Source organism: Micromonospora yasonensis (assembly GCF_026013475.1).
Classification (GTDB): Bacteria; Actinomycetota; Actinomycetes; order Mycobacteriales; family Micromonosporaceae; genus Micromonospora; species Micromonospora yasonensis.
Window position 1 is genome coordinate 1 of the sequence record NZ_JAPDPH010000110.1, and the last position, 22,709, is coordinate 22,709.

Consider the following 22,709-nt stretch of genomic DNA (forward strand, 5'->3'; position numbering starts at 1 on the left):
GCGCCCCCCGCCAGTCCCCCGCCGACGCGGTGCAGCTCCGCCCGCCGGTTTCCGACTTCCCGTTCGGCCCGCAGCGGGGGCCGGGTTGAGGCGTCGGGTCAGTTGCGGGCCTCGACCAGGACGTCGATGTGGTCGGCCTCGTCGGGCCGGGTCCGGCGGACCCGTACCTCGGTGATGGCGGCCCGGTGAATCCTTGCGGGCGCGGTGGCGTCAGGCGGCCGTGGGGAGGTCCAGCACGTACGCGCCGCCCTCCGGTCGGAAGCCGAGCTGGTGGTAGTACGGGGCGACCATGCCGGGCGGGCTGACCACCCGGCGGAAGCCCCGGTCGGTGAACAGCTGGCTGCGCCGGTAGACGAACTCGCCCGGGGTGAAGTCCCGGAACGGCGGGGTGACGTAGTCCAGATCGATCTGGGCGACCCCGCCCGCCTCGGCGTGCGACACCACGACGCCGACCACCTCGTCGGCGCGGACCACCAGGAAGGCCGAGCGGTTCTCGGCCGGGTCCCAGCGGAAGTCCGGGTTGAACCGGGTGATGTCGGCGGCGTGCACCCGTAGCGTGTGGGCCAGGAACGCGTCGCCGGTGCCCACCTCGACCACCTGGTAGGTCTGCTCGTCGTGCCGGGTGGCCAGCATCTTCCGCAGGTACCAGACGTTGATCACGGCGAGCACCACGTTGAGCCCGACCATGGGCCAGACCCGCACGGCGGCGTTGTAGCCGATCAGGATCATGCAGCCGATCAGGTTGAGGGCGCGCAGTCGCAGGATCCGCGTCTGCAGCAGCGACCAGACCAGCAGCGCGGAGCCGGCCCAGCCGACGAGTTCCAGCCAGTTCACCCGGGCGAGACTAGTGCTCGTCCGGCTCAGCCGCCCGGGCGGGCAGCTCGAGGACGTACTCCTCGACCTCCTTGCCGCGGCCGTTGGCGTACCCGCAGTCCTCGCCGACCACCACGAAGCCGCACTTGCGGAGCACGGCGAGGGAGGCGGCGTTGTCCTTCGCGGCGCGGGCGTACACCGGCCGCTGCGGCAGCTCGCGCAGCAGGGCGGCGAGCGCGGCGGTGGCGTGGCCCCGACCCCAGCGGGCCGGGTCGATCCAGTAGCTGACCTCGGTGCGCTCCCCCACCGGGAAGGCGGCGACCCGCCCGACCACCGCGCCGTCGACCGTCACGGTTCGGTTCACGATGCGCTCGTCGGCGCGGATCCGGGCCCAGTGCGCGTCGAAGGCGGCCCGGTCGGCCGGGTCCTTCGGGCCGAACGCGGCCATCCAGTTGGCCTGCGGGTCCTGCTCGTGCGCGAAGAACACGGGCAGGTCGTCGTCGCGTACCGGGCGGAGCCGCACCTCACTGGTCACCGCCGGAGGATACGCGGGCCCGCCGACACACTCGGGACCTGCGGCCCGGCACCGGGTCACCCGGGCGGTGGACGACCCGCCCGGACCGGTCCCGGGCGACCGGACCACGGTGAGAATCGGGACATGACCACCTCCCGGCGCTGTGCCCACCACCGCCGCGGCCCGGCGGCCCACGTCCCCGCCCTGGCCGCTTTCGTTACCCGGAGGCGGGCCGCCGCACCACGGCTGGTGGGTCCGACGGCGGCCGGACCCCGAGCGCTGGGCCCCACGGCGGCCGCTCCCCTGGCGCTCGCCGCGGCCGCGCTCGGCGCGGTGGCGGTGGGCACGTTGGCGATCGGACGCCTGGCCATCCGCCGGGCGGTGATCCGGGAGCTGCGCATCGGCCGGCTGGAGGTGGCGGAACTGGTCGTCCGGCGGCGCGTCGACCCGGAGCTGAGCGCGGGCGGATAGCGGGCCCCGCCGCGAATCAGCTCGCCACGGACGTCGGACAGCTGTACAGGTCGAGCAGGCGTACCCGGGACGCCTGGAGCCGGTCCACCACCACGGACATGAACCGGGTGGTGAGTTGGCGGCCGAGCGCGTCGTCGGACTCCATCAGCCGGCGTACCCCGGCGGCGCGGAACTCGACGGCGGTGCTGCGTTGCACGGCGACCGCGCCGAACTGCCACCGGTACGGCGGGAAGAGCCAGGACCAGCCGAGCACACCGCCCGGGCCGATCGTCTCGATCCCCACGTCGCCGCGGCCGGGCACCGGGAAGTCCAGCGCCACCTCGCCGGCGCGGACCAGCCAGAACCGCTCGGCCGGCTGTCCGGCGACGAACAACCGGTGCCCGGGGTGCCAGACCACCGGGCGGGCGTAGCCGGTCAGCCGGGGCAGCCACTCCTGCGGCAGCCCGGCGAGGAAGGGGTGTACGCGGAGCATCTCCAGCGGGGTCATCGCGCCTCCTTCGACCTCCTCGTCGATGGTCCCGACTCCATTCCACTCCCGCAGGGCCCGGAGCGTCAGGGCCGATGGTCCCGGGCGTCGCGGGCACCGGGCCTCTGCCGGCCGGCCGCCGGCCGGAGAACCCTGGAGGTGGACGAAGGAGGACGTGATGACCGACAGAGCTGGCGCCCGCGTCGTGGTGGGTGTGGACGGTTGGTGGTCCGGGGCGAGCCGCGCGCCGACGGTCCGGTGGTGGTCGGGGTGGACGGCTCCGCGCTCTCCGACGAGGCGGTCGGTTTCGCGTTCGCCGAGGCGGCGCAGCGCGGCACCGACCTGATCGCCGTGCACGCCTGGCTCTATCCGGCCCCGGTCGGCCCCGGCGACATCGTGCCGCTGGTGTACGACCCGGAGAAGCTGCGAGCCGAGGAGGAGCGGGCGCTCGCCGAGGCGGTGGCCGGCTGGGCCGAGCGCTATCCGGAGGTCCGGGTGACCCGGAAGCTGGTCACCGACGCCCCGGCCCGGGCGCTGATCGAGGCGTCCACCGACGCGCAGCTGACCGTGGTCGGCGCGGCAGGGTCGAGCAGGTGTCGGCGCGGGGATGTCTGGGCAAATGCGGTCCGACGGGGACGTCGCCGTCGACAATGGCCTGAGCCGACCGGAAGGGAAGCCGATGAACCGACCTGTCGTGGTGGGTGTCGACGGATCGTCGTCCAGCCTGACCGCCGCCGAGCACGCCGCCCGCGCCGCCGTCCAGCGGTCCCGCCCGCTGCACCTGGTGCACGGCTATCTGCACCCGCTCGGCTACGGCGTGCCGCTCAACCCGTACGACCTCGGGGTGCCGGCGCCCACCGATGAGGCGCAGAAGATGCTCGAACAGGTGGCCGCGGAACTGACCGACCGACACCCCACCCTGCGGGTGCAGGTCCGCCAGGTGGCCGGCGGGCCCGGCGCGACGCTGGTGGCGGAGTCCCGCCGGGCCGACCTGGTGGTGGTGGGCAGCCGGGGGGTGGGTGGCTTCGCCGGGCTGCTGCTCGGCTCGGTCAGCGGCCAGGTCGCCCAGCACGGGCACTGCCCGGTGCTGGTGGTACGCCCGGCCGAGCAGCCGATCCCGGTGGACGGGCCGGTGCTGGTCGGGGTGGACGGCTCGGAGTCGGCCGGACTCGCCGTCCGGCTCGCCGCCGACGAGGCGGTGCGTCGGGACACCGATCTCGTGCTGGTGCACGTCCGGCCCCCGGAACGGGGCGGCGCCGTGCCGGAGGAGGTCGCCGAGGCGGCGGCCGCCGGGCAGGCCGAGTCGGCGCAGCTGCTGGCCGGGGCCGCCGCCCGGATCCGGTCGGACCATCCGGTGCTCACCGTGGTGGAGCGGCCGGTCCGGGCCGCCTCGCCGGAGCAGGCGCTGGTCGCGGCGAGCGGGGAGGCGGCCCTGGTGGTGGTCGGGTCGCGCGGCCGGGGCGGTTTCGCCGGGCTGCTGCTCGGTTCGGTCAGCCAGGCCCTGGTGCAGCACGCGCACTGCCCCGTGCTGGTGGCCCATCCGTACGAGCCGGCCGACTGACGGCCGCCCCGGTCAGGCCGGGTCGCGGCCGGCGAGCAGCTCCGCGAAGCTGGTGGTGAGGGCGAACGGGTCGGCCGGGCCGGTCGCCGCCGGGCGGCGGTCCACCTGCTCGGCCAGCTCGCTGCCGGCCCGCCGGATGCGGGCCCGCAGCGCCCCCTCGGCGCCGTCGCCGGACCAGTCCTCGGGCGCGGCGAAGACCGCCGTCGGCACGGCCACGGCCCGCAGGTACGCGAACATCGGCCGGACCGCGTGCTCCAGCGCGAGCGAGTGCCGGGCGGTGCCGCCGGTCGCCCCGATCAGCACCGGCTTGTCGGCGAGGGCGTCCCGGTCGACCACGTCGAAGAACGACTTGAACAGCCCGTTGTACGAGGCGTTGAAGATCGGGGTGACGGCGACCAGCCCGTCCGCGCTCGCCACCGTGTCCAGCGCCTCCCGCAGCGCGGCCGGCGGGAAGCCGGTGAGCAGGTGGTTCACCACGTCGTGGGCGTGTTCGCGCAGCTCCACCGGGCGGATCTCCACCCCGGCGCCGCGCCCGACCAGCTCGTCCCGGGCGGCCGCGGCGAGCTGGTCAGCGAGCAGCCGGGTCGAGGAGGGCTGGCCGAGGCCGGCCGAGACCACGGCCAGGGTACGGCGGGTCATCGGCCCTCCTCGGGCGCCTTGCCGGTCACGTCGTCGACGGCGTGGACGGTGCTGTCCTTCGTGCCGCCTGCGGCAGCCAGCAGCGAGGCGTGCGTCGGCGCCTCGGGCACGTGCGCCGGGCGCAGCGAGTCGAACTCCTTGCGCAGTACCGGGACGACCTCCTCGCCGAGCAGGTCGAGCTGCTCCAGGACCGCCTTCAGCGGCAGACCGGCGTGGTCGACCAGGAACAGCTGGCGCTGGTAGTCGCCGACGTACTCGCGGAAGCCGAGGGTGCGGTCGATGACCTGCTGCGGGCTGCCCACGGTCAGCGGCGTCTCCCGGGTGAACTCCTCCAGCGACGGCCCGTGTCCGTAGACCGGCGCGTTGTCGAAGTACGGCCGGAACTCGCGGACCGCGTCCTGCGAGTTCTTCCGCATGAAGACCTGGCCGCCGAGGCCGACGATGGCCTGGTCGGCGGAGCCGTGGCCGTAGTGCTCGAAGCGCTGCCGGTAGAGGCCGACCATCCGCTGGGTGTGCTCCTTGGGCCAGAAGATGTGGTTGGCGAAGAAGCCGTCACCGTAGTACGCGGCCTGCTCGGCGATCTCCGGGCTGCGGATCGAGCCGTGCCAGACGAAGGGCGGCACGCCGTCGAGCGGGCGCGGGGTCGAGGTGAACGACTGCAGCGGGGTGCGGAACCGTCCCTTCCAGTCGACCACGTCCTCCCGCCACAGCCGGCGCAGCAGGTCGTAGTTCTCGATGGCGAGCGGGATGCCGTTGCGGATGTCCTGCCCGAACCAGGGGTAGACCGGGCCGGTGTTGCCGCGCCCCATCATCAGGTCCACCCGGCCGTCGGCGAGGTGCTGGAGCATCGCGTAGTCCTCGGCGATCTTCACCGGGTCGTTGGTGGTGATCAGCGTGGTCGAGGTGGACAGCAGCAGCCGCTCGGTCCGGGCGGCGATCCAGCCGAGCAGGGTGGTGGGCGACGACGGCACGAACGGCGGGTTGTGGTGCTCGCCGGTGGCGAAGACGTCGAGCCCGACCTCCTCGGCCTTGAGCGCGATGGCCGTCATGGCCTTGATCCGCTCATGCTCGGACGGCAGCCGCCCGTTGGTCGGGTCGACCGTGACGTCGCCGACGGTGAAGACTCCGAACTGCATGACCAGCTCCTCGCGTGGCGCCCGGACCGCTGCGGCCCGGGATCGCACCGCACAACATATTTGACGAGTCAACTATTCCGCCGGGGCCTCTCCGCCGGGTGGCCCAGGTCACCGCGCGCTCACCGCGCCCGGCGAGCGTTGCTGACGGCCGTCGTGCCGAAACAGGCACCGCCGGAAAGGTACGGGTCGGACCAGATCCTGCCGCGGAAGCCCTGCCTACGTCTGCCAGTCCCCGCGCCATCCCGACCCGGCGAGCCGGCCCCGCCGGTACGCGGACACTGTTGGATCTCCGGCCAGCCAGTGCCGCCAGGGCCAGTCATGGGCCCGACTCACACCGACCCTCGGCCCCGCCAGGACAGGTCCGATCGGCCCCGCGGGTGGGCTCAGGACGAGAGGCGCACCGTCGAGCAGGTCGATGCCGTTGTGCTCCCGCGTCAGCGCCAGGGCCTGCCCGAGGTTGCCGGGACCACGGGCGAGGGAACGTTCGGCCACCCTCTCGCCTCGCCGGCTCTGCGCAAGGCTCGCACCCTCGATCACTCGGCCAGCCCTGAGCAGTACGGCGGACGCCTCACCCTCCGGCCCGGTCACGATGTTGGCGCAGTAGTGGAGTCCGTGAGACAGGTAGACATACAGCCGACCAGCCGGCCCGAACATCACAGCGTTGCGGGCCGATGGTCCCCGCCAGGCATGCGAAGCCGGGTCCGCTTGGCCTGCGTACGCCTCAACCTCGGTGAGCTGTACCGCCACCGTCCCCTCTGCCGCCCGATGCGTGAGCGTCCATCCGAGCAGGGATGGGGCGACCAGGGGAGCGGGTTGGCTGAGGATGGCGCGCAGGTCAGCGGACAACGGGCGACCCCTCGGCATTGGCCCGGCAGGGCAGGCGCCACGCGAATTCGACGCCGCCACCCTTGAGCAGGCGGGCACCCCGCTGGCGAGGCAGGAGACGGATGGACTCGACGGCGCTCTCGATGATCGCCCGCACCCGCCCAGTTCTCCCCCCATTGACTACCTCAGCGTACGCCTGCCGCAGTGCCGACGCCTCGGGCTCGCGGTGCTCGCCGTTGCGCTCGAAACCGAACGCCAGTCGGGGGCCGCGGCGGTGCTGCTGCGCGCGGGCGAGGTCATCGAGGGAGTGTGCCGCGTCGACCGAACGGACACCAACGCAGCGCTCTCAACAAACTGTTGACAAGAGACCGTTCAAGAGGGTCTGATGGAACACATGGACACGCTGGACAACGATCCGTTCACCGCTCCGGACGCGGCCCAGGCCCGGGCCCACCGCAACTACGCGGCGCTGCTGCGGATCGCCGAGCGGCACGCGGGCACCGACGCCCGGCGCCGCCGGTACGCCCATCCCGACGTGCCCGACGCGTACGAGGCAGCGACCCTGGTGATGGCCCTGTCCGGCGGGGCCGAACTGGAGGCGGGCGAGGAGCCGGTCGACCAGGCCGACCTGATGGCCGCGCTGACCCTGATCCCGCACGTCCGCGCCGAGGTGGACGCGCTGGAGGCGGGCCTGTTGCAGGCGGCCCGGGGCCGGGGCATGACCTGGCAGGCGATCGCCTTCGGGCTGGGGCTGGGCAGTGCCCAGGCGGCCCGGCAGCGCTACGAGCGGCTGACCGTCCGCACCGGCACCGGCGACTGACGGACGACGTCGCGCGTCAGCCACGACCGGCGGCGCGCGCCGCGGACCGTCGTCGCCATGTCGGAGGTACGCGCCAGACTGGGTCGGCCCAACCGACAGCGGAGGATGCGATGAAACGCGAGGAGATGCTGGCGTACTGCCTGGCGAAGCCGGGCACCTGGCTGGACCGGCCCTGGGAGGGGGACGAGGTGGTCAAGGTGGGCAGCCGGATCTTCGCCTTCCTCGGCGCCCTCGACGGGGAGGCGCGGGTGGGCGTCAAGTGCGGGCCGTCCCGCGAGGTGGCCGACGAGTGGCTGCACCGCTTCCCCGCCGACGCGCGCCCCTCCCCCTACATCGGGCGCTCCGGCTGGAACACCCTGCGGCTGGACGGCGGCATCCCCGACGACGAGCTGATCGAGGCCGTCGACGGGTCGTACGAGGCGGTGGTGGCGAAGCTGCCGAAGCGGGAGCGGCCCACGGCCTGACCCCGCGCGGCGGACGGGCCACCGCGCGGGGCGACGGGATCAGCGGGGCACGACCCGCTCGGCGGCCCAGTCCCGCCAGCCGGCCAGCTTGTCGGCCGCGGTGGCGAGCTGGTCGGCCACCGGCCCGGGGCCGGTCGAGCCAGGGGTGGTCCGGGCGGCCAGGGCCGACCGCACCGAGAGCACGTCGCGCACCGACGGGTCGAGGTGCTCACTGACCGCGGCGAGGTCGTCGTCGGAGACCTCGTCGAGGGCGCACTCCCGGGCCACACACAGCGCGACCAACTTGCCGGTGATCTCGTGCGCGTCCCGGAACGGCACGCCCCGGCGGACCAGCCAGTCGGCCACCTCGGTGGCGAGGGAGTAGCCGACCGGCGCGGCGGCGACCAGGCGGTCGACCCGTACGGTCATCGTGGAGATCATCCCGGCCAGGGCCGGCAGCAGCAGCTCCAGGGTGTCGACCGCGTCGAAGGCCGGCTCCTTGTCCTCCTGCATGTCCCGGTCGTACGTCATCGGCAGGCCCTTGAGCATGGTGAGCACGCTCATCAGCCCGCCGACCAGGCGGCCGGACTTGCCCCGGGCCAGCTCGGCGATGTCCGCGTTCTTCTTCTGCGGCATGATCGACGAGCCGGTGGCGAAGGCGTCGTCCAGCTCGACCCAGCCGAACTCCTGCGACGTCCAGAGCACCACCTCCTCGCCGAGGCGGGACAGGTGCACCCCGATCATCGCGGTGACGAACAGGAACTCGGCGACGAAGTCCCGGTCGGCCACCGCGTCCATCGAGTTGGCGAAGGACGTACGGAAGCCCAGCTCCTTCGAGACCGCGACCGGGTCCAGCGGCAGCCCGGAGCCGGCGAGCGCGCCCGCGCCGAGCGGGCTGATCGCCGTGCGGTGGTCCCAGTCGCGCAGCCGTTCCAGATCCCGCAGCAGCGGCTGCACATGGGCGAGCAGCCAGTGCCCGAAGGTGACCGGCTGGGCGTGCTGCAGGTGGGTCATGCCGGGCGCGGCGGTGTCCACGTGCCGGCCGGCCTGCTCGACCAGGGCCTCGGCCAGCTCGACCAGCCGGGCGGCCACGCCGCGGGCGTGGTCGCGCAGGTAGAGCCGCAGGTCGGTGGCGACCTGGTCGTTGCGGGAGCGGCCGGCGCGCAGCTTGCCGCCGAGGCTGCCGAGCCGCTCCAGCAGACCGCGCTCCAGGGCGGTGTGCACGTCCTCGTCGTCGACCGTGGGCCGGAACGCCCCGGAGGCGCAGGCGGCCTCCAGGTCGTCCAGCGCGGCCAGGATCTTGCCCAGCTCCTCGGGGTCGAGCAGGCCGGCGCCGGCCAGCACCCGGGCGTGCGCCCGGGAGCCGGCGATGTCATACGGGGCGAGGCGCCAGTCGAACTGGACACTCACCGACAGCCGCGCAAGCGCCTCGGCGGGACCGCCGGCGAACCGGCCTCCCCAGAGGCTCGTCCGGTTGGTGGCGGCGCTGTTCTCGGTCAGGCTCTTGTCGTCCACCCCACCCATTGTGCTGGTCACGATCACGCGCCACCCAACCGGGCGTCCCGCGCGGCGGCCAGCTTGCTGGGCAGGCCCCACAGCTGCACGAAGCCCTTCGCGAGGGACTGGTCGAAGGTGTCGCCGGTGTCGTAGGTGGCCATCCCGAAGTCGTAGAGGCTGGCCTCGGAGCGCCGGCCGGTGACCACGGCCCGGCCGCCGTGCAGGGTGAGCCGCACCTCGCCGGAGACGTGCTGCTGGGCGTCGTCGATGAACGCGTCCAGCGCCTTCTTCAGCGGCGAGAACCAGAGGCCGTCGTAGACCAGCTCGCCCCAGCGCTGGTCGACGCCGCGCTTGAACCGGGCCAGGTCCCGCTCGACGGTGACCGCCTCCAGCTCCTGGTGGGCGGTGATCAGCGCGATCGCGCCGGGCGCCTCGTACACCTCGCGGCTCTTGATGCCGACGAGCCGGTCCTCGACCATGTCGAGCCGGCCCACGCCCTGGGCGCCGGCCCGCCGGTTGAGCTCCAGGACCGCCTGGTACGGGGTGACCGTCTCGCCGTCGATGGCGACCGGCACACCGGCGTCGAAGGTGATGACCACCTCGTCGGCGTCCCGCGGCTCGCTCGGGTCGGCGGTGTACGAGTACAGGTCCTCGGTGGGGCCGTTCCAGATGTCCTCGAGGAAACCGGTCTCCACCGCGCGGCCCCACAGGTTCTGGTCGATCGAGTACGGCGACTTCGCCGACACGTCGATCGGCAGCCCCTTCTCCTCGGCGAAGGCGATCGCCTTGTCCCGGGTCCAGGCGAAGTCCCGGGCCGGCGCGATGATCTTCAGGTCGGGGGCGAGCGCGCCCAGGCCGACCTCGAACCGGACCTGGTCGTTGCCCTTTCCGGTGCAGCCGTGCGACACGATCGTGCCGCCGTGCTGCTTCGCGGCGGCGACCAGGTGCTTGACGATCAGCGGCCGGGACAGCGCGGAGACCAGCGGGTACCGGTCCAGGTAGAGGGCGTTGGCCCGGATCGCCGGCAGGCAGTACTCGGCGGCGAACTCGTCGCGCGCGTCGACCACCTCGGACTCGACCGCGCCGCAGTCCAGCGCGCGCTGCCGGATGACGTTCATGTCCTCGCCGCCCTGGCCGAGGTCGACCGCGACGGCGATCACCTCGGCGCCGGTCTGCTCGGCCAGGTACGGGATGGCGACGGAGGTGTCGAGACCCCCGGAGTACGCCAGGACGACCCGCTCGGTCATGGTGTGGCGCTCCCTTCAACGTTCTCTTCCCGGCGGGCCCACGCGGCGAGCTTGTCGCCCAACGCGGCGCCGCCGTCGGCCTCGCGGGCCACGACGAGGATGGTGTCGTCGCCGGCGATGGTGCCGACGATCTCGGACAGGCCCGCTCGATCCAACGCACTGGCCAGGTAGTGGGCTGCGCCCGGCGGGGTACGCAGCACGGCGATGTTGCCGCTGGAGTCGACCCCGTTGAGCAGCTCGCGCAGCAGCCGGACGAGCCGGGCCGGGGCAGCCTCGGCCTCGCGCAGCGGCCGGTGGCCGTCTTCCGGGATCAGGTAGACGCCCCGCCCGTCGCCGCCGCGCGCGGTGACCGCCCCGAGTTCCTTGAGGTCGCGGGAGAGGGTGGCCTGGGTGACCTGGATGCCGTCACCGGCGAGCAGGTCGGCCAGCTCGGTCTGCGAGTGGATGGCCCGGTCGCGAATCAGCTCGACGATGCGGGCGTGCCGGGCGGCGCGGGTCAGCGGAGCGGTCATGGGGTCGATGCCTCCAGGAGAAAGGTCAGCAGCGCCTTCTGGGCGTGCAGGCGATTCTCCGCCTGGTCGAAGACGGCGCTGTGCGGCCCGTCGAGCACCGCGTCGGTGATCTCCTCGCCCCGGTGGGCGGGCAGGCAGTGCAGCACGATCACGTCCGGCGCGGCGTGGCCGAGCAGCGCGTCGTTGACCTGGTACGGCAGGAACGGGGTGGTCCGGTCGAGGCCGTCGGACTCCTGGCCCATCGAGGTCCAGGTGTCGGTGGCGACCACGTCGGCAGCGCGGACCGCCTCGACCGGGTCGGTGAGCACCCGGACCGAGCCGTCGGTGCCGGCGGCGATCTTCTCGGCCCGGGCGACGATCTCGGGGTCGGGCTGGAAGCCGGCCGGCCCGGCCACCCGGACGTGCATCCCGGCGGTGGCCCCGGCCAGCAGGTACGAGTGCGCCATGTTGTTCGCCGCATCGCCGACGTACGCCAGGGTGCGCCCGGCGGTGCCGCCGCACCGCTCCCGCACGGTGAGCAGGTCGGCCAGCAGCTGGCACGGGTGGTACGCGTCGGTGAGCGCGTTGACCACCGGCACGGTGGCGTGCGCGGCGACCTCGGCGATCCGGTCGTCGCCGTGGGTGCGCAGGACGATCGCGGCCACGTAGCGGGAGAGCACCCGGCCGGCGTCGGCCAGGGTCTCGCCCCGCCCGAAGTGGGTGACCTGGGTGTCCACCACGAGCGGGTGGCCGCCCAGCTCGGCGATGCCGACGTCGAAGGAGAACCGGGTACGCAGGCTCTGCTTGTCGAAAAGCACCGCCACCGACCGCGGCCCGGCCAGGGGCTTGTGGGCGAACCGGTCGGCCTTCATCCGGGCGGCGAGGTCGAGCACGGCGGACTGCTCGGCGGGCGACAGGTCGTCGTCGCGCAGGAAGTGCCGGATCATGCGGGGACCTCCGAGGGGACGGCGGCGTCGAGGGCGGCGGGGAGGGCGGCGAGGAAGGCGTCGACCTGCTCGGCGCTGAGGATCAGCGGCGGGGCGAGCCGGACCACGCCGGGCTGGACCGGGTTGACCAGGAAGCCGGCACCACGCAGCGCGGTCGCCACCGCGCCGGAGACCGGCTGGTCGAGCACGACGCCGAGCAGCAGGCCAGCGCCGCGTACCTCGGTGACGAGCGGGTGGCCGAGCGCCTCGATCCCCCGCCGCAGCCGCTCCCCGATCCGCTTGACGTGGTCGAGCAGCCCCTCGTTGGCGATGGTGGCGACCACCGCGAGGGCGGCCGCGCAGCTGACCGGGTTGCCGCCGAAGGTGGTGCCGTGCGAGCCGGGGCCGAGCAGCTCGGCGGCCCGGCCGAAGGCCAGGCAGGCGCCGATGGGCAGGCCGCCGCCGAGCCCCTTGGCCAGGGTGACGAGGTCCGGCTCGACGCCCTCGGCCTGGTGGGCGAACCAGTGGCCGGTCCGGCCGATGCCGGTCTGCACCTCGTCGAGCACCAGCAGGGCGCCGCGCGCGGCGGTGATCCGCCGGGCCTCGGCGAGGTAGCCGGGCGGTGGGACGACGATGCCGTTCTCGCCCTGGATCGGCTCGAGGATCACCATGGCGGTGCCGTCGGTGACCGCCTCGGCCAGGGCGGCGGCGTCGCCGTACTCGACGTGGGTGACGTCGCCGGGCAGCGGGCGGAACGGGTCGGCCTTGGCCGGCTGGCCGGTGAGCGCCAGGGCGCCCATGGTCCGGCCGTGGAAGCCGCCCCGGGTGGCGACCACGTGGGTGCGGCCGGTGAGCCGGGAGAGCTTGAACGCGGCCTCGTTCGCCTCGGCGCCCGAGTTGGCGAAGAAGGCCCGGCCCGGGCGGCCGGCGAGGGCCAGCAGCAGCTCGGCGAGGGCCACCGGCGGCTCGGCGACGAACAGGTTGGACACGTGCCCGAGCGTGGCGACCTGCTTGGCGACGGCGGCCACCACGGCCGGGTGGGCGTGGCCGAGGGCGTTGACCGCGATGCCGCCGAGCAGGTCGACGTACTCCCGGCCGGCCTCGTCGACCACGACGGCGCCGGAGCCGGAGACCAGCGCGAGCGGCGGGGTGCCGTAGTTGTCCATCATGGCCGCGCCCCAGCGCTCCACCAGTGTGCTCATGAGCTGATCACCATCGTTCCGAACCCTTCCGAGGTGAACACCTCGAGCAGCGTGGAGTGGGCGACCCGGCCGTCGACGACGTGCGCGGCGGGCACTCCCCCGCGCACCGCCCGCAGGCAGGCCTCCATCTTCGGGACCATCCCCGATTCCAGGGACGGCAGTAGCTTGGCCAGGTCGTCGGTGGTGATCTCGCTGACCAGGCTGGCGGTGTCCGGCCAGTCGGCGTACAGGCCGGCGACGTCGGTGAGGACGACCAGCTTGCGGGCCTCCAGGGCGACCGCGAGGGCCGCGGCGGCGGTGTCCGCGTTGAGGTTGTGCAGCACCCCGTCGGCGTCCGGCGCGACCGTGGAGATCACCGGGATCCGGCCGGCCGCGATCAGGTCGGCCACCGCGGAGACGTCCACCGACTCCACGTCGCCGACCTGCCCGACGTCGACCGGTTCCCCGTCCACGTACGCGGGCCGCCGCACGGCGGTGAACAGCCCGGCGTCCTCGCCGGAGAGGCCGACGGCGAACGGGCCGTGCGCGTTGATCAGGCCGACCAGTTCCCGGCCGACCTGGCCCACGAGGACCATCCGGACGACGTCCATCGCCTCGGGCGTGGTGACCCGCAGGCCGCCCTTGAACTCGCTGGCGATGCCGAGCCGGTTCAGCATCGCGGAGATCTGCGGCCCGCCGCCGTGCACGACGACCGGCTTGAGGCCGGCGTACCGGAGGAAGACCATGTCGGCGGCGAAGGCGCGCTGCAGCTCGGGGTCGACCATGGCATTGCCGCCGTACTTGACCACGACGGTGGCGCCGGAGAAGCGGGCCAGCCAGGGCAGGGCCTCGATCAGCGTCTCGGCCTTGGCCTGGGCCCGGGTGAGGTCGGCGGTGAGACTCATGTGGAGTACGCCGAGTTCTCGTGCACGTACGCGTGCGACAGGTCGTTGGTCCAGATGGTCGCCGCGGCGTCACCGACGTGCAGGTCGATCCGGATGGTCACGTCCCGGCCGGTGAGGTCCACCTTGGACCGGTCCTCCGCGGCGGCCCCGCCCCGGCACACCCAGACGTCGTTGACCGCGACGTCCAGCGTGTCCGGTTCGAACGCGGCGGCGGTGGTGCCGACCGCGGCGAGGATCCGCCCCCAGTTCGGGTCGTTGCCGAACAGCGCGGTCTTGACCAGGTTGTTGCGGGCCACCGAGCGGCCCACCTCGACCGCGTCGTCCTCGCTCGCGGCGCCGACCACGTCGATGGCGATCTGCTTGGTGGCGCCCTCGGCGTCGGCGATCAACTGCTGGGCCAGGTCGTGGCAGGCGGCGGTGACCGCGGCGGTCAACTCCGCCTCGGTCGGCTCGATGCCGGACGCACCGCTGGCCAGCAGCAGCACGGTGTCGTTGGTGGACATGCAGCCGTCGGAGTCGACCCGGTCGAAGGTGACCCGGGTGGCGGCGCGCAGCGCGGCGTCCAGGGCCTCCGGGCCGGCCACCGCGTCGGTGGTGAGCACGCAGAGCATGGTGGCCATCGCCGGGGCGAGCATGCCGGCGCCCTTGGCCATGCCGCCGACGGTCCAGCCGCTGCCCCGGGCCACGGTGGTCTTGGGCCGGGTGTCCGTGGTCATGATCGCCTCGGCGGCCGGCTGCCCGCCGTCGCGGGACAGGCCACGGACGGCGGCGCGTACCCCGGGCAGGAGCTTGTCCATGGGCAGGCGCTCGCCGATCAGGCCGGTGGAGCAGACCGCGACCTCGCCGGCGCCGACCATCAGCCGGGGGCTGCTGGCGGTGAGCACGGCCGCGGCGTGTTCGGCGGTCGCGTGGGTGTCCTGGAAGCCGGCCGGGCCGGTGCAGGCGTTCGCCCCGCCGGAGTTGAGCACCACGGCGCGGACCACGCCGCCCCGCACGACCTGCTGGGTCCAGAGCACCGGGGCGGCCTTGACCCGGTTGGCGGTGAAGACGCCGGCGATGCCGACGTCGGGCCCGTCGTTGACGACGAGGGCGATGTCGCCGGCGCCGCTGGCCTTGAGGCCGGCGGCCACACCGGCCGCCCGGAAGCCCCGGGGGGTGGTCACTGTCATGGCGCGACTCCGAAGACGGGGAGGCCGGTGGTCTCGGGGAGGTCGAACATGAGGTTGGCGTTCTGCACGGCCTGGCCGGCCGCGCCCTTGCCCAGGTTGTCGATGGCGCTGACCACGATCACCCGGCCGGAGTCGACGTCGACCGTGGCCTGCAGGTGGCAGGAGTTCGAGCCGGCGGTGGCAGCGGTGTGCGGCCACGTCCCCTCCGGCAGCACGTGCACGAAGGGCGCGTCCACGTACGCGGCGGCGAGCACCTCGCGCGGGTCGGCGTCGCCGGTCGGCACGGCGGTTACGGTGGCCAGGATGCCGCGCGGCATGGGCGCGAGCACCGGGGTGAAGGAGAGGCTGGTCGCGCCGGTGGCCTGCTTGATCTCCGGCACGTGCTGGTGCGCGCCGACCTTGTAGGGCGACAGGTCGCCCATCACCTCGCTGCCGAGCAGGTGGGCCTTGGCGGCCCGGCCGGCGCCGGAGGTGCCGGAGGCGGCGACCACCACCACGTCGGCGGGGCGGACCGCGCCGGCGGCGATCAGCGGGGCCAGGGCGAGGGTGGTGGCCACCGCGTAGCAGCCGGTGCTGGCCACCCGGGTGGCCCCGGCGATCGCGGCCCGCTGGCCGGGCAGCTCGGGCAGGCCGTAGGTCCAGGCGCCGGCGTGCGGGCCGCCGTAGTAGCGGGCCCAGGCGTCCGCGTCGGCCAGCCGGTGGTCGGCGCCGAGGTCGACCACCTTGACGGTGGCGGGGAGAACCGCGGCGAGGGCCGCCGACTGGCCGTGCGGCAGGGCCAGGAAGATCAGGTCCGCGTCGGCCAGGGTGGTCGGGTCGGTCGCCCCGAACACCAGGTCGAGCCCGGCGAGCTGGGGGTGTACGACGGTGACGGGCTGGCCGGCCGAGGAGTGGGCGGTGGCGGCGACTAGATCGAACTCGGGGTGCCCGGCGAGCAGGCGCAGCAGCTCGCCGCCGGCGTACCCACTCGCCCCGGCGACCGCAACCCGGATACCCATACCTACCTCCGCATGACTATGCAACGGAGGTTAACAGAGATCAGCCTGGCACTGCAACTTCATGCAGCGGACTGCATGAAAGTTCGACGCCGCCTGGTCGGCCCGAGTGCCTTCGCGCACGTCGGCGGGCGCGGACGGACCGGTCAGCGCCTGCCCGGCACGTCGGACGGCGGTGCCATCGCCCTCGGGTACAGCCGCCAGCTGATCACGTTGGCGATCGCGACGCCGGCCAGCACCAGGGCGGCGGCCAGGGCCACCAGCAGGGGCGGCAGCACGTGGACCGCCGGAACCAGGACCACGAGCAGCACCAGGCCGATCGGCCGCGACCAGGAGACGCGGCTGAAGGCGGCGTAGTCGAGCATCGCCCGGCCGCCCAGGAACAGCGCGGGTCCGCCGAGGATGACCATGATCCGCGACGACGTGGCCTCGCCGACGGGTTCCGTGATGATGAGGCGGTCGCCCACGGCGCTGACCGCGACGCCGATCACCATGATCAGGTGCGCGTAGGACGCGAGCTCACCGACATAGGCCGGGGCCCGGGACGACGCGATGGCGGCGGGGAGCAACTCGCCCGCCCGGTAGTAGTAGATCTGCCAGAGCAGCACGGTGATCAGGAACGCCACCAGCAGCGCGGCCGTCCGCTCGCGCTGGAAACCGTACGGGCTGATCTGGATGCCGGAGGTCAGGATGGTCTCGCCGAAGGCGATGATGAGCACCTGCCGATAGCGCTCCGTCAGGTGCTCCTCCGCGATCGGCTGGCGCCGCAGTCCGGCGCGGCCCAGCCACGGCGTCGGGAAGTCGAGCAGCCCGGCGGCGTAGTCGACGAGGACCGCCACGGTCCACCAGGCCAGCCGCGGGCCGTCGGCCACGAAGATCCCGATGAGCCACGGCACCGCGGAGATGCATGCCCAGAAGACGATCCGGATGCTGACCCCGCGCGCGTAGCCGTCCCCGCCGAACAGCACGAGCCAGAGATGCCGGGACACCTGGACGGCGACGTAGACCCCCGCGAAGACGGCCGCGTAAGCCTCGAAGGCCCTCGGCAACGCGGCAGCCATCAGCAGGGCGCCGAGCATGGTCACGATGACCATGACCTGGATCATCGGCCGGGTGGGGTCGTACCGGTTGGTCGTCCAGGCCATGCGGTACCAGAGCCACCAGATGGCCAGGGCCAGCACCATCGCCGAGTAGAAGCCGTGCCAGGTCAGTTGCTCGACCAGGCGGTCGGAGAGGCGGGTGAGGGCGAAGACGAGCACCACGTCGAAGAGCAGTTCGACGAAGCCGGCCCGCTGCGGAGGCTTACGGCTCCCCGGCAGCTCCGCCGCCGCACCCCGAGTGGCCATGTGGGTTACCCTCGTTTGCCCCGTTTTGGCCAGTATCTCAGCCGTGGCGCGGGATGAGCGCCAGGCCGGGAGATTCGACGGGTGCCTACCGGCGTCCCGTCGATCAGCGCGGGCGGCATCGGGAACCGGGCCCGGGACACGCCGAGGGCCCCTCCCACCATGGCGGGAGAGGCCCTCGATCGATCACTCAGGCGCCGCGCAGGGTGGCGCCGAAGCGCTCCGCCGCCAGCGCCACCGCCGCGTCCCGGGCGGCCACCGCCTCCTCGACGGTGAGCGTCCGGTCCGGGGCCCGGAACGTGAGCTTGTACGCCAGCGACTTGCGGCCCGCGCCGAGCTGCGCCGAGGCGTACACGTCGAAGAGCCGGACGCCCTCCAGCAGCTCGCCGGCCCCCTCGACGAGCGCCCGCTCCACCTCGGCGGCCGGGACCGGCTCGTCCACCACCAGCGCCACATCGATCAACGCGGGCGGGAAGGTGGAGATGGCCGGCCCGGCCACCAGCGGCGCGGCGGGCAGCGCGTTCAGGTTCAGCTCCATGGCGCTGGTCCGGCGGGGCAGTTCCAGGTTGTCCACCACGACCGGGTGCAGCTCGCCCGCGTAGCCGACGGTGGTGTCGTCCACTCGCAGCTCGGCGCAGCGGCCGGGGTGCCACGGAGCGTGCTCGGCGGCCCGGACGGTGACCCGGTCCGCCGGGAAGCCGGCGGCGGCCAGCACGGCCCGGCCGGCCTCGACGGCGTCCGCCCAGCCGGCCACCCGGCCCGCGCCCCACCAGCCGGCCGGCTCGATCTCGCCGGCGAGGGCCACCGCGACGTGCCGTGGCTGGTCCGGCACCACCGCGTCGGCGGCGGCGAACTCCTCGTCGGTGGGGCGCCGGTCCACGCCCATGGCAGGCGGGCTGCCGGCACCCGGGCGCGGGTGGAACACCGCCCCGATCTCGTAGATCGCCAGGTCGCGCTGGCCCCGGCTCACGTTGCGCTTGAGGATGCCGAGCAGCGGGCCGAGCAGCGTGGTACGCAGCAGCGGCTGCTCCTCGGACAGCGGGTTGGCCACCCGGACCGCCGGGCGGCGCGGGTCGTCGGCGGGCAGGCCGAGCTGGTCGGCCAGGTCGGCGGAGACGAACGGGTGGGCGAGGACCTCGACGTACCCGCGCTCGGCGAGCGACCGGGCGACCGCCCGGCGGCGCAGCTGCTGCCAGGTGAGGCCCCGGCCGGCGGGTGCGGTGGGCAGCTCCGACGGCACCCGGTCGTACCCGTCGAGACGGACCACCTCCTCGACCAGGTCGGCCGGGTCGGTGAGGTCGGGCCGCCAGCTCGGCGGGGTCACCGTCAGCACCTCGGCGCGGCCGGCGGCGGCCACCCCGACCTCGCCGGGGTCCTCGCCGAGCCGGTCGGTGCCCCGGGTGACCGTGCAGCCGACCTGCTCCAGCAGCTCGACCACCCGCTCCGGCGAGTAGACCACGCCGACCCGGCGCGACGGCAGGTCCGCCGGCAGGGTGATCGGGGTACGCGGCCGGACGTGGTCGATGTCGAGGATCTCGGCACCGACGCTGCCGCTGGCGTGCTCGGTAAGCAGCCGTACCGCCTTCTCCAGCGCGACGAGCGCGAGCGCCGGATCGACGCCGCGCTCCCAGCGCTTGGCGGCCTCGCTGAACAGCTTGTGCCGGCGGGCGGTGCGGCCCACCATCGCCGGGTCCCAGTGCGCCGCCTCGAAGAGCACGTTCGTGGTGGAGGCGACCACCTCGCTGGTCTCGCCGCCCATCACCGCGGCCAGCGAGATGGGACCGGTGTCGTCGCAGATCACCATGTCCTCGGCGACCAGGGTGCGGGTGACCCCGTCCAGGGTGGTCAGCTTCTCACCCGGCTCGGCGCGGCGGACCACCAGCGGGCCGCTGATCCGGTCGGCGTCGAAGGCGTGCATCGGCTGGCCGAGCTCGAGCATCAGGTAGTTGGTGATGTCGACCGGCAGCGAGATGCTCCGGATGCCGGCCACGGTGAGCCGCCGGGCCAGCCAGCCCGGGGTCTCCGCGGTCGGGTCGATGCCGCGGACCAGCCGCGCGGCGAACCGGTCGCAGCCGACCGTGTCCCGCACCTCGACCGGGTACGCCGGCTCGGCGGTCCCGCCCGGGGCGTCGACCGCCGCCGGGTCGCGGAACGGCACGCCGAGGGCGAGCGACAGCTCGCGGGCGACGCCGCGCACGCTGAGCGCGTACCCGCGGTCCGGGGTGATCTCCATCTCGACCACGACGTCGTCGAGGCCGACCACCGGGCGGGCGTCGTCGCCGGGCTTGGCGGGGGTGTCCTCGGGCAGCACGATGATGCCCGAGTGGTCGTCGCCCAGGCCCAGCTCCCTGGCGGAGCAGATCATGCCGTTGGAGTTGCGCCCGTACGTCTTGCGCGCGCCGATGGCGAAGTTGCCGGGCAGCACGCCGCCGGGAAGGATCACCACCACCCGGTCACCCGGGGCGAAGTTGCGTGCCCCGCAGACGATCTCCTGCGGCTCGCCGGTGCCGTTGGCGGCCCCGACGTCGACCTTGCAGAACCGGATCGGCTTCTTGAAGCCGGTCAGCTCCTCGATCTCCAGGACCTCACCGACCACCAGCGGACCGGTGACCGACTCCCGCAGGTCCTCGATGGACTCCACCTCGATACCGAGGTCGACCAGCGCCTGCTCCAGGTCGCCGGCGGGCAGGTCGGCGGGGAGGTCGACGTACTCCCGCAGCCAACTGACAGAAACTCGCATGACTGTTAAACCACCGTCTCCGTAACTCGTGCCCGCACCGTCTACACGCCGAACGCGCGGGTGAACCGCACGTCGCCCTCGGCCATGTCCCGCATGTCGCTGACCCCGTGGCGGAACATCACGGTCCGGTCGATGCCCATGCCGAACGCGAATCCGGAGTAGACCTCCGGGTCGATGCCGCAGGCCCGCAGCACCCGCGGGTTGACCATGCCGCAGCCGCCCCACTCGACCCACTGCGGACCGTCCCGGTGCTCCTCGAACCAGATGTCGAACTCGGCCGACGGCTCGGTGAACGGGAAGTAGTGCGGCCGGAACCGGGTCTTCGCGTGCTCGCCGAACATGGCCCGGGCGAAGTGGTCCAGCGTGCCGCGCAGGTGCGCCATGGTGATGCCCTTGTCCACCACCAGGCCCTCGACCTGGTGGAAGACCGGGGCGTGGGTGGCGTCCAGCTCGTCGGTGCGGTAGACCCGGCCGGGCACGACCACGTAGATCGGCGGCTTGCGGGTGAGCATGGTGCGCGCCTGCACCGGCGACGTGTGGGTACGCAGCACCAGGCCGGAGCTGCCCGAACCGTCCTGCGGGGCGATGTGGAAGGTGTCCATCAGGCCGCGCGCCGGGTGGTCGGCGGGGATGTTCAGCGCGTCGAAGTTGGTCCACTCCAGCTCGACCTCGGGGCCCTCGGCGATCTCGTAGCCCATGCCGATGAACAGGTCGCTGATCTGCTCCATCAGGGTGCTGAGCGGGTGCCGGGCGCCGCGCGGCCGGCGGTCGTACGGCAGGGTCACGTCGACCCGCTCCTCGACCAGCACCCGCGCGGCCCGCTCCTGCTCCAGGGTCTCCTGCCGGGCGGCGTACGCGGTCTCGATGGCGCGGCGGGCCTCGTTGACCCGCTTGCCGGCGTCAGCCTTGCCGGCCGGCGGCAGCGCGCCGATCTCCCGGCGGGCGAGCGAGACCGGGGCGCGGTCCCCGAGGTGCGCGGGGCGCAGCGCGGCCAGCGCGTCCGGGTCGGCGGCGGCGGCGAACGCCTTCTCGGCGTCGGCCACGGCCCCGGCCAGGGCGTCCGGGTCGAGCAGGGCCACCTGCTTCGGGTCGTACGGATCGTTGCGGTAGCTCATGGTGAACGGGCACTCCCTCACGGCGGGCGCCGGCCCTCACGGGCGGCTAGGCGAGTCTACGGACGCGCGGCTTCGCCGCAGCCCGCCGGTGGGAGGTACGCAGGGGGAAGGGTCAGGCCCGCCGCCCGCCGACACCGGCGGGCTGGCTAAACGAACGCCGTGGCGCGTTCATCATCCGGCTGACTCCCCTGCTGTGTCGCCCGCGCGACCCGTCGGTCGGCGCAGTGCTCTCGCTGAAGCGTACAGGCAGACGGCCGCGGCCGCAGCCAGGTTCAGGCTCTCGGCGCGCCCGTGCAGCGGCACCCGGACCCGGGCGTCGGCCGCGGCGGTCAGCTCCTCGGGCAGGCCGTGCGCCTCGGAGCCGAAGAGCCAGGCGGTGGGGGTGGCGAGCTGGCCGGCGTCGGTCAGGTCGTCCAGGTCGCTGTCGCCGTACCCCGTGGTGGCGAGAATCGAGAGCCCGGCCGCACGCAGCGCGTCGACCGCGTGGACCGGGTCGGCGGCGCGGACCACGTCGACGTGGAAGAGGCTGCCGGCGGAGGCCCGCACGCACTTGCCGTTGTACGGGTCGACCGCGTCGCCCGCGAAGACCACCGCGCCCGCGCCGGCCGCGTCCGCGGTGCGCAGGACGGTGCCGGCGTTGCCCGGGTCGCGGATCTCGGCGAGCACCGCGACCAGCCGCGGCCCGCGCGCGAGGGCCCGCTCCAGGGGTACGTCGAGATGACGGCAGACGGCGACCAGGCCCTGCGGCGCGACCGTCTCGGTGAGCGCGGCGAGGGCCTCGTCGGTGACCTCGGAGACCGGGACGTCGACCCCGGCGGCCCGGGCCGCGAGATCGGCGTACCGGTCGAGGGCGGCCGGGGTGCCGAACAGCTCGACCACCGTGCCGGCCCGGGCGAGGGCCTCGCGGACGGCCTGCGGCCCCTCGGCCAGGAACCGGCCGCTGTTCTCGCGGTCCCGGCGGCGCTGCAACCGGCGGGCCGCGACGACCCTGGGCGTACGCGGGGTGAACGGGCCGGAGACAGCGTCGAGGCGCCTCCCGCGCGATGGTGACTGCATGGGAGACGCCTCGATCTGCTGCTGGTACGGGTGGATCAGGCGGCCTGGGCCGCGGCGCCACCGGTGCCCTCGGCCGCCACGGCGGCCCGGGCCAGCTCGACGATCGCGGCGAACGCCGCGGCGTCGTTGACGGCCAGGTCGGCCAGGATCTTGCGGTCGACCTCGATGCCGGCCAGGCGCAGGCCCTGGATCAGCCGGTTGTAGGTGAGGCCGTTGGCCCGGGCGCCGGCGTTGATCCGCTGGATCCAGAGCTGCCGGAAGTCGCCCTTGCGGTCACGACGGTCCCGGTAGGCGTACTGCATCGAGTGCAGCACCTGCTCCTTGGCCTTGCGGTAGAGGCGGGAGCGCTGACCGCG

24 protein-coding genes and 1 pseudogene are annotated in these 22,709 nt (G+C 73.8%); 6 read left to right on the forward strand and 19 right to left on the reverse strand.

The features are described from left to right. Positions 1-210 precede the first annotated feature (210 nt). Both ONA70_RS21345 and ONA70_RS21350 read right to left on the reverse strand, forming a co-directional pair. A complete protein-coding gene (locus ONA70_RS21345) occupies positions 211-834 on the reverse strand; it encodes a YgjV family protein (RefSeq protein WP_265008242.1) in 624 nt (207 codons plus the stop codon). Between the two features lie 10 nt (positions 835-844). After that, positions 845-1,348 carry a GNAT family N-acetyltransferase gene (locus tag ONA70_RS21350; RefSeq protein WP_265008243.1) on the reverse strand — a complete coding sequence of 168 codons (504 nt, stop codon included), beginning with the start codon at positions 1,346-1,348 and terminating at the stop codon, positions 845-847. Between the two features lie 123 nt (positions 1,349-1,471). On the opposite strand from ONA70_RS21350, the gene ONA70_RS21355 reads away from it, so the two are divergent. Next, positions 1,472-1,798, forward strand: a complete 327-nt coding sequence (locus ONA70_RS21355) for a hypothetical protein (RefSeq protein ID WP_265008244.1) — start codon at positions 1,472-1,474, stop codon at positions 1,796-1,798. Between the two features lie 16 nt (positions 1,799-1,814). On the opposite strand, the gene ONA70_RS21360 is transcribed toward ONA70_RS21355, so the two are convergent. Further along, positions 1,815-2,285: a cyclic nucleotide-binding domain-containing protein gene (locus ONA70_RS21360; RefSeq protein WP_265008245.1), complete on the reverse strand. Its 471-nt coding sequence runs from the start codon at positions 2,283-2,285 to the stop codon at positions 1,815-1,817. A gap of 201 nt (positions 2,286-2,486) precedes the next feature. On the opposite strand from ONA70_RS21360, the pseudogene ONA70_RS21365 reads away from it, so the two are divergent. Beyond that, a pseudogene (locus tag ONA70_RS21365) lies at positions 2,487-2,855 on the forward strand (universal stress protein); the annotation flags it as partial. Between the two features lie 88 nt (positions 2,856-2,943). Beyond that, the gene (locus ONA70_RS21370; RefSeq protein WP_265008246.1) at positions 2,944-3,825 is read left to right on the forward strand and encodes a universal stress protein; all 882 of its coding nucleotides are present in this window, start codon (positions 2,944-2,946) and stop codon (positions 3,823-3,825) included. 12 nt (positions 3,826-3,837) lie between these two features. On the opposite strand, the gene ONA70_RS21375 is transcribed toward ONA70_RS21370, so the two are convergent. From ONA70_RS21375 to ONA70_RS21385, 3 genes are all read right to left on the reverse strand, one after another. Next, a complete protein-coding gene (locus ONA70_RS21375) occupies positions 3,838-4,464 on the reverse strand; it encodes an FMN reductase (RefSeq protein ID WP_265008247.1) in 627 nt (208 codons plus the stop codon). Then, positions 4,461-5,600, reverse strand: coding sequence for an LLM class flavin-dependent oxidoreductase (locus ONA70_RS21380; protein ID WP_265008248.1), 1,140 nt, complete (start codon positions 5,598-5,600; stop codon positions 4,461-4,463). Before ONA70_RS21380 ends, ONA70_RS21375 begins: the two co-directional genes overlap by 4 nt. Before the next feature lie 216 nt (positions 5,601-5,816). Continuing rightward, complete coding sequence (locus tag ONA70_RS21385; RefSeq protein ID WP_319958034.1) at positions 5,817-6,464, reverse strand: DNA-3-methyladenine glycosylase; 648 nt, start codon at positions 6,462-6,464, stop codon at positions 5,817-5,819. Here ONA70_RS21385 and ONA70_RS21390 point away from each other — a divergent pair. The 3 genes from ONA70_RS21390 (at position 6,424) to ONA70_RS21400 (ending at position 7,709) form a co-directional block, all read left to right on the forward strand. Then, positions 6,424-6,786: a hypothetical protein gene (locus ONA70_RS21390; protein WP_265008264.1), complete on the forward strand. Its 363-nt coding sequence runs from the start codon at positions 6,424-6,426 to the stop codon at positions 6,784-6,786. The genes ONA70_RS21385 and ONA70_RS21390 overlap by 41 nt on opposite strands. 24 nt (positions 6,787-6,810) lie before the next feature. Further along, positions 6,811-7,245 carry a DNA-binding protein gene (locus ONA70_RS21395; protein WP_265008249.1) on the forward strand — a complete coding sequence of 145 codons (435 nt, stop codon included), beginning with the start codon at positions 6,811-6,813 and terminating at the stop codon, positions 7,243-7,245. A gap of 110 nt (positions 7,246-7,355) precedes the next feature. Beyond that, complete coding sequence (locus ONA70_RS21400) at positions 7,356-7,709, forward strand: MmcQ/YjbR family DNA-binding protein (protein WP_265008250.1); 354 nt, start codon at positions 7,356-7,358, stop codon at positions 7,707-7,709. A gap of 39 nt (positions 7,710-7,748) precedes the next feature. Here the strand turns inward: ONA70_RS21400 and argH are convergent, their stop codons facing one another. The 13 genes from argH to rplT all read right to left on the reverse strand — a co-directional run. Continuing rightward, positions 7,749-9,212 (reverse strand): argininosuccinate lyase, encoded by a 1,464-nt coding sequence (argH, locus tag ONA70_RS21405; protein ID WP_265008263.1) that lies wholly within the window; start codon positions 9,210-9,212, stop codon positions 7,749-7,751. A gap of 14 nt (positions 9,213-9,226) precedes the next feature. Beyond that, the gene (locus ONA70_RS21410; RefSeq protein ID WP_265008251.1) at positions 9,227-10,432 is read right to left on the reverse strand and encodes an argininosuccinate synthase; all 1,206 of its coding nucleotides are present in this window, start codon (positions 10,430-10,432) and stop codon (positions 9,227-9,229) included. Then, a complete protein-coding gene (locus ONA70_RS21415; RefSeq protein WP_265008252.1) occupies positions 10,429-10,944 on the reverse strand; it encodes an arginine repressor in 516 nt (171 codons plus the stop codon). Before ONA70_RS21415 ends, ONA70_RS21410 begins: the two co-directional genes overlap by 4 nt. Next, positions 10,941-11,870 (reverse strand): ornithine carbamoyltransferase, encoded by a 930-nt coding sequence (gene argF / locus ONA70_RS21420; RefSeq protein WP_265008253.1) that lies wholly within the window; start codon positions 11,868-11,870, stop codon positions 10,941-10,943. Before argF ends, ONA70_RS21415 begins: the two co-directional genes overlap by 4 nt. Further along, the gene (locus ONA70_RS21425; RefSeq protein WP_265008254.1) at positions 11,867-13,051 is read right to left on the reverse strand and encodes an acetylornithine transaminase; all 1,185 of its coding nucleotides are present in this window, start codon (positions 13,049-13,051) and stop codon (positions 11,867-11,869) included. Before ONA70_RS21425 ends, argF begins: the two co-directional genes overlap by 4 nt. Then, positions 13,048-13,935 (reverse strand): acetylglutamate kinase, encoded by an 888-nt coding sequence (gene argB / locus ONA70_RS21430; RefSeq protein WP_265008255.1) that lies wholly within the window; start codon positions 13,933-13,935, stop codon positions 13,048-13,050. Before argB ends, ONA70_RS21425 begins: the two co-directional genes overlap by 4 nt. After that, positions 13,932-15,104: a bifunctional glutamate N-acetyltransferase/amino-acid acetyltransferase ArgJ gene (gene argJ / locus ONA70_RS21435; protein ID WP_265008256.1), complete on the reverse strand. Its 1,173-nt coding sequence runs from the start codon at positions 15,102-15,104 to the stop codon at positions 13,932-13,934. The genes argB and argJ overlap by 4 nt, the downstream gene beginning before the upstream one ends. After that, a complete protein-coding gene (gene argC / locus ONA70_RS21440) occupies positions 15,101-16,102 on the reverse strand; it encodes an N-acetyl-gamma-glutamyl-phosphate reductase (protein WP_265008257.1) in 1,002 nt (333 codons plus the stop codon). Before argC ends, argJ begins: the two co-directional genes overlap by 4 nt. A gap of 143 nt (positions 16,103-16,245) precedes the next feature. Continuing rightward, positions 16,246-17,445 (reverse strand): low temperature requirement protein A, encoded by a 1,200-nt coding sequence (locus ONA70_RS21445; protein ID WP_265008258.1) that lies wholly within the window; start codon positions 17,443-17,445, stop codon positions 16,246-16,248. A 187-nt stretch (positions 17,446-17,632) separates the two neighbouring features. Then, a complete protein-coding gene (gene pheT / locus ONA70_RS21450; protein ID WP_265008259.1) occupies positions 17,633-20,182 on the reverse strand; it encodes a phenylalanine--tRNA ligase subunit beta in 2,550 nt (849 codons plus the stop codon). A 41-nt stretch (positions 20,183-20,223) separates the two neighbouring features. Further along, positions 20,224-21,297: a phenylalanine--tRNA ligase subunit alpha gene (pheS, locus tag ONA70_RS21455; protein ID WP_265008260.1), complete on the reverse strand. Its 1,074-nt coding sequence runs from the start codon at positions 21,295-21,297 to the stop codon at positions 20,224-20,226. A gap of 171 nt (positions 21,298-21,468) precedes the next feature. After that, complete coding sequence (locus ONA70_RS21460; protein ID WP_265008261.1) at positions 21,469-22,353, reverse strand: TrmH family RNA methyltransferase; 885 nt, start codon at positions 22,351-22,353, stop codon at positions 21,469-21,471. A 35-nt stretch (positions 22,354-22,388) separates the two neighbouring features. Continuing rightward, a partial coding sequence (gene rplT, locus ONA70_RS21465; protein ID WP_265008262.1) for a 50S ribosomal protein L20 occupies positions 22,389-22,709 on the reverse strand: 321 nt, incomplete at its 5' end.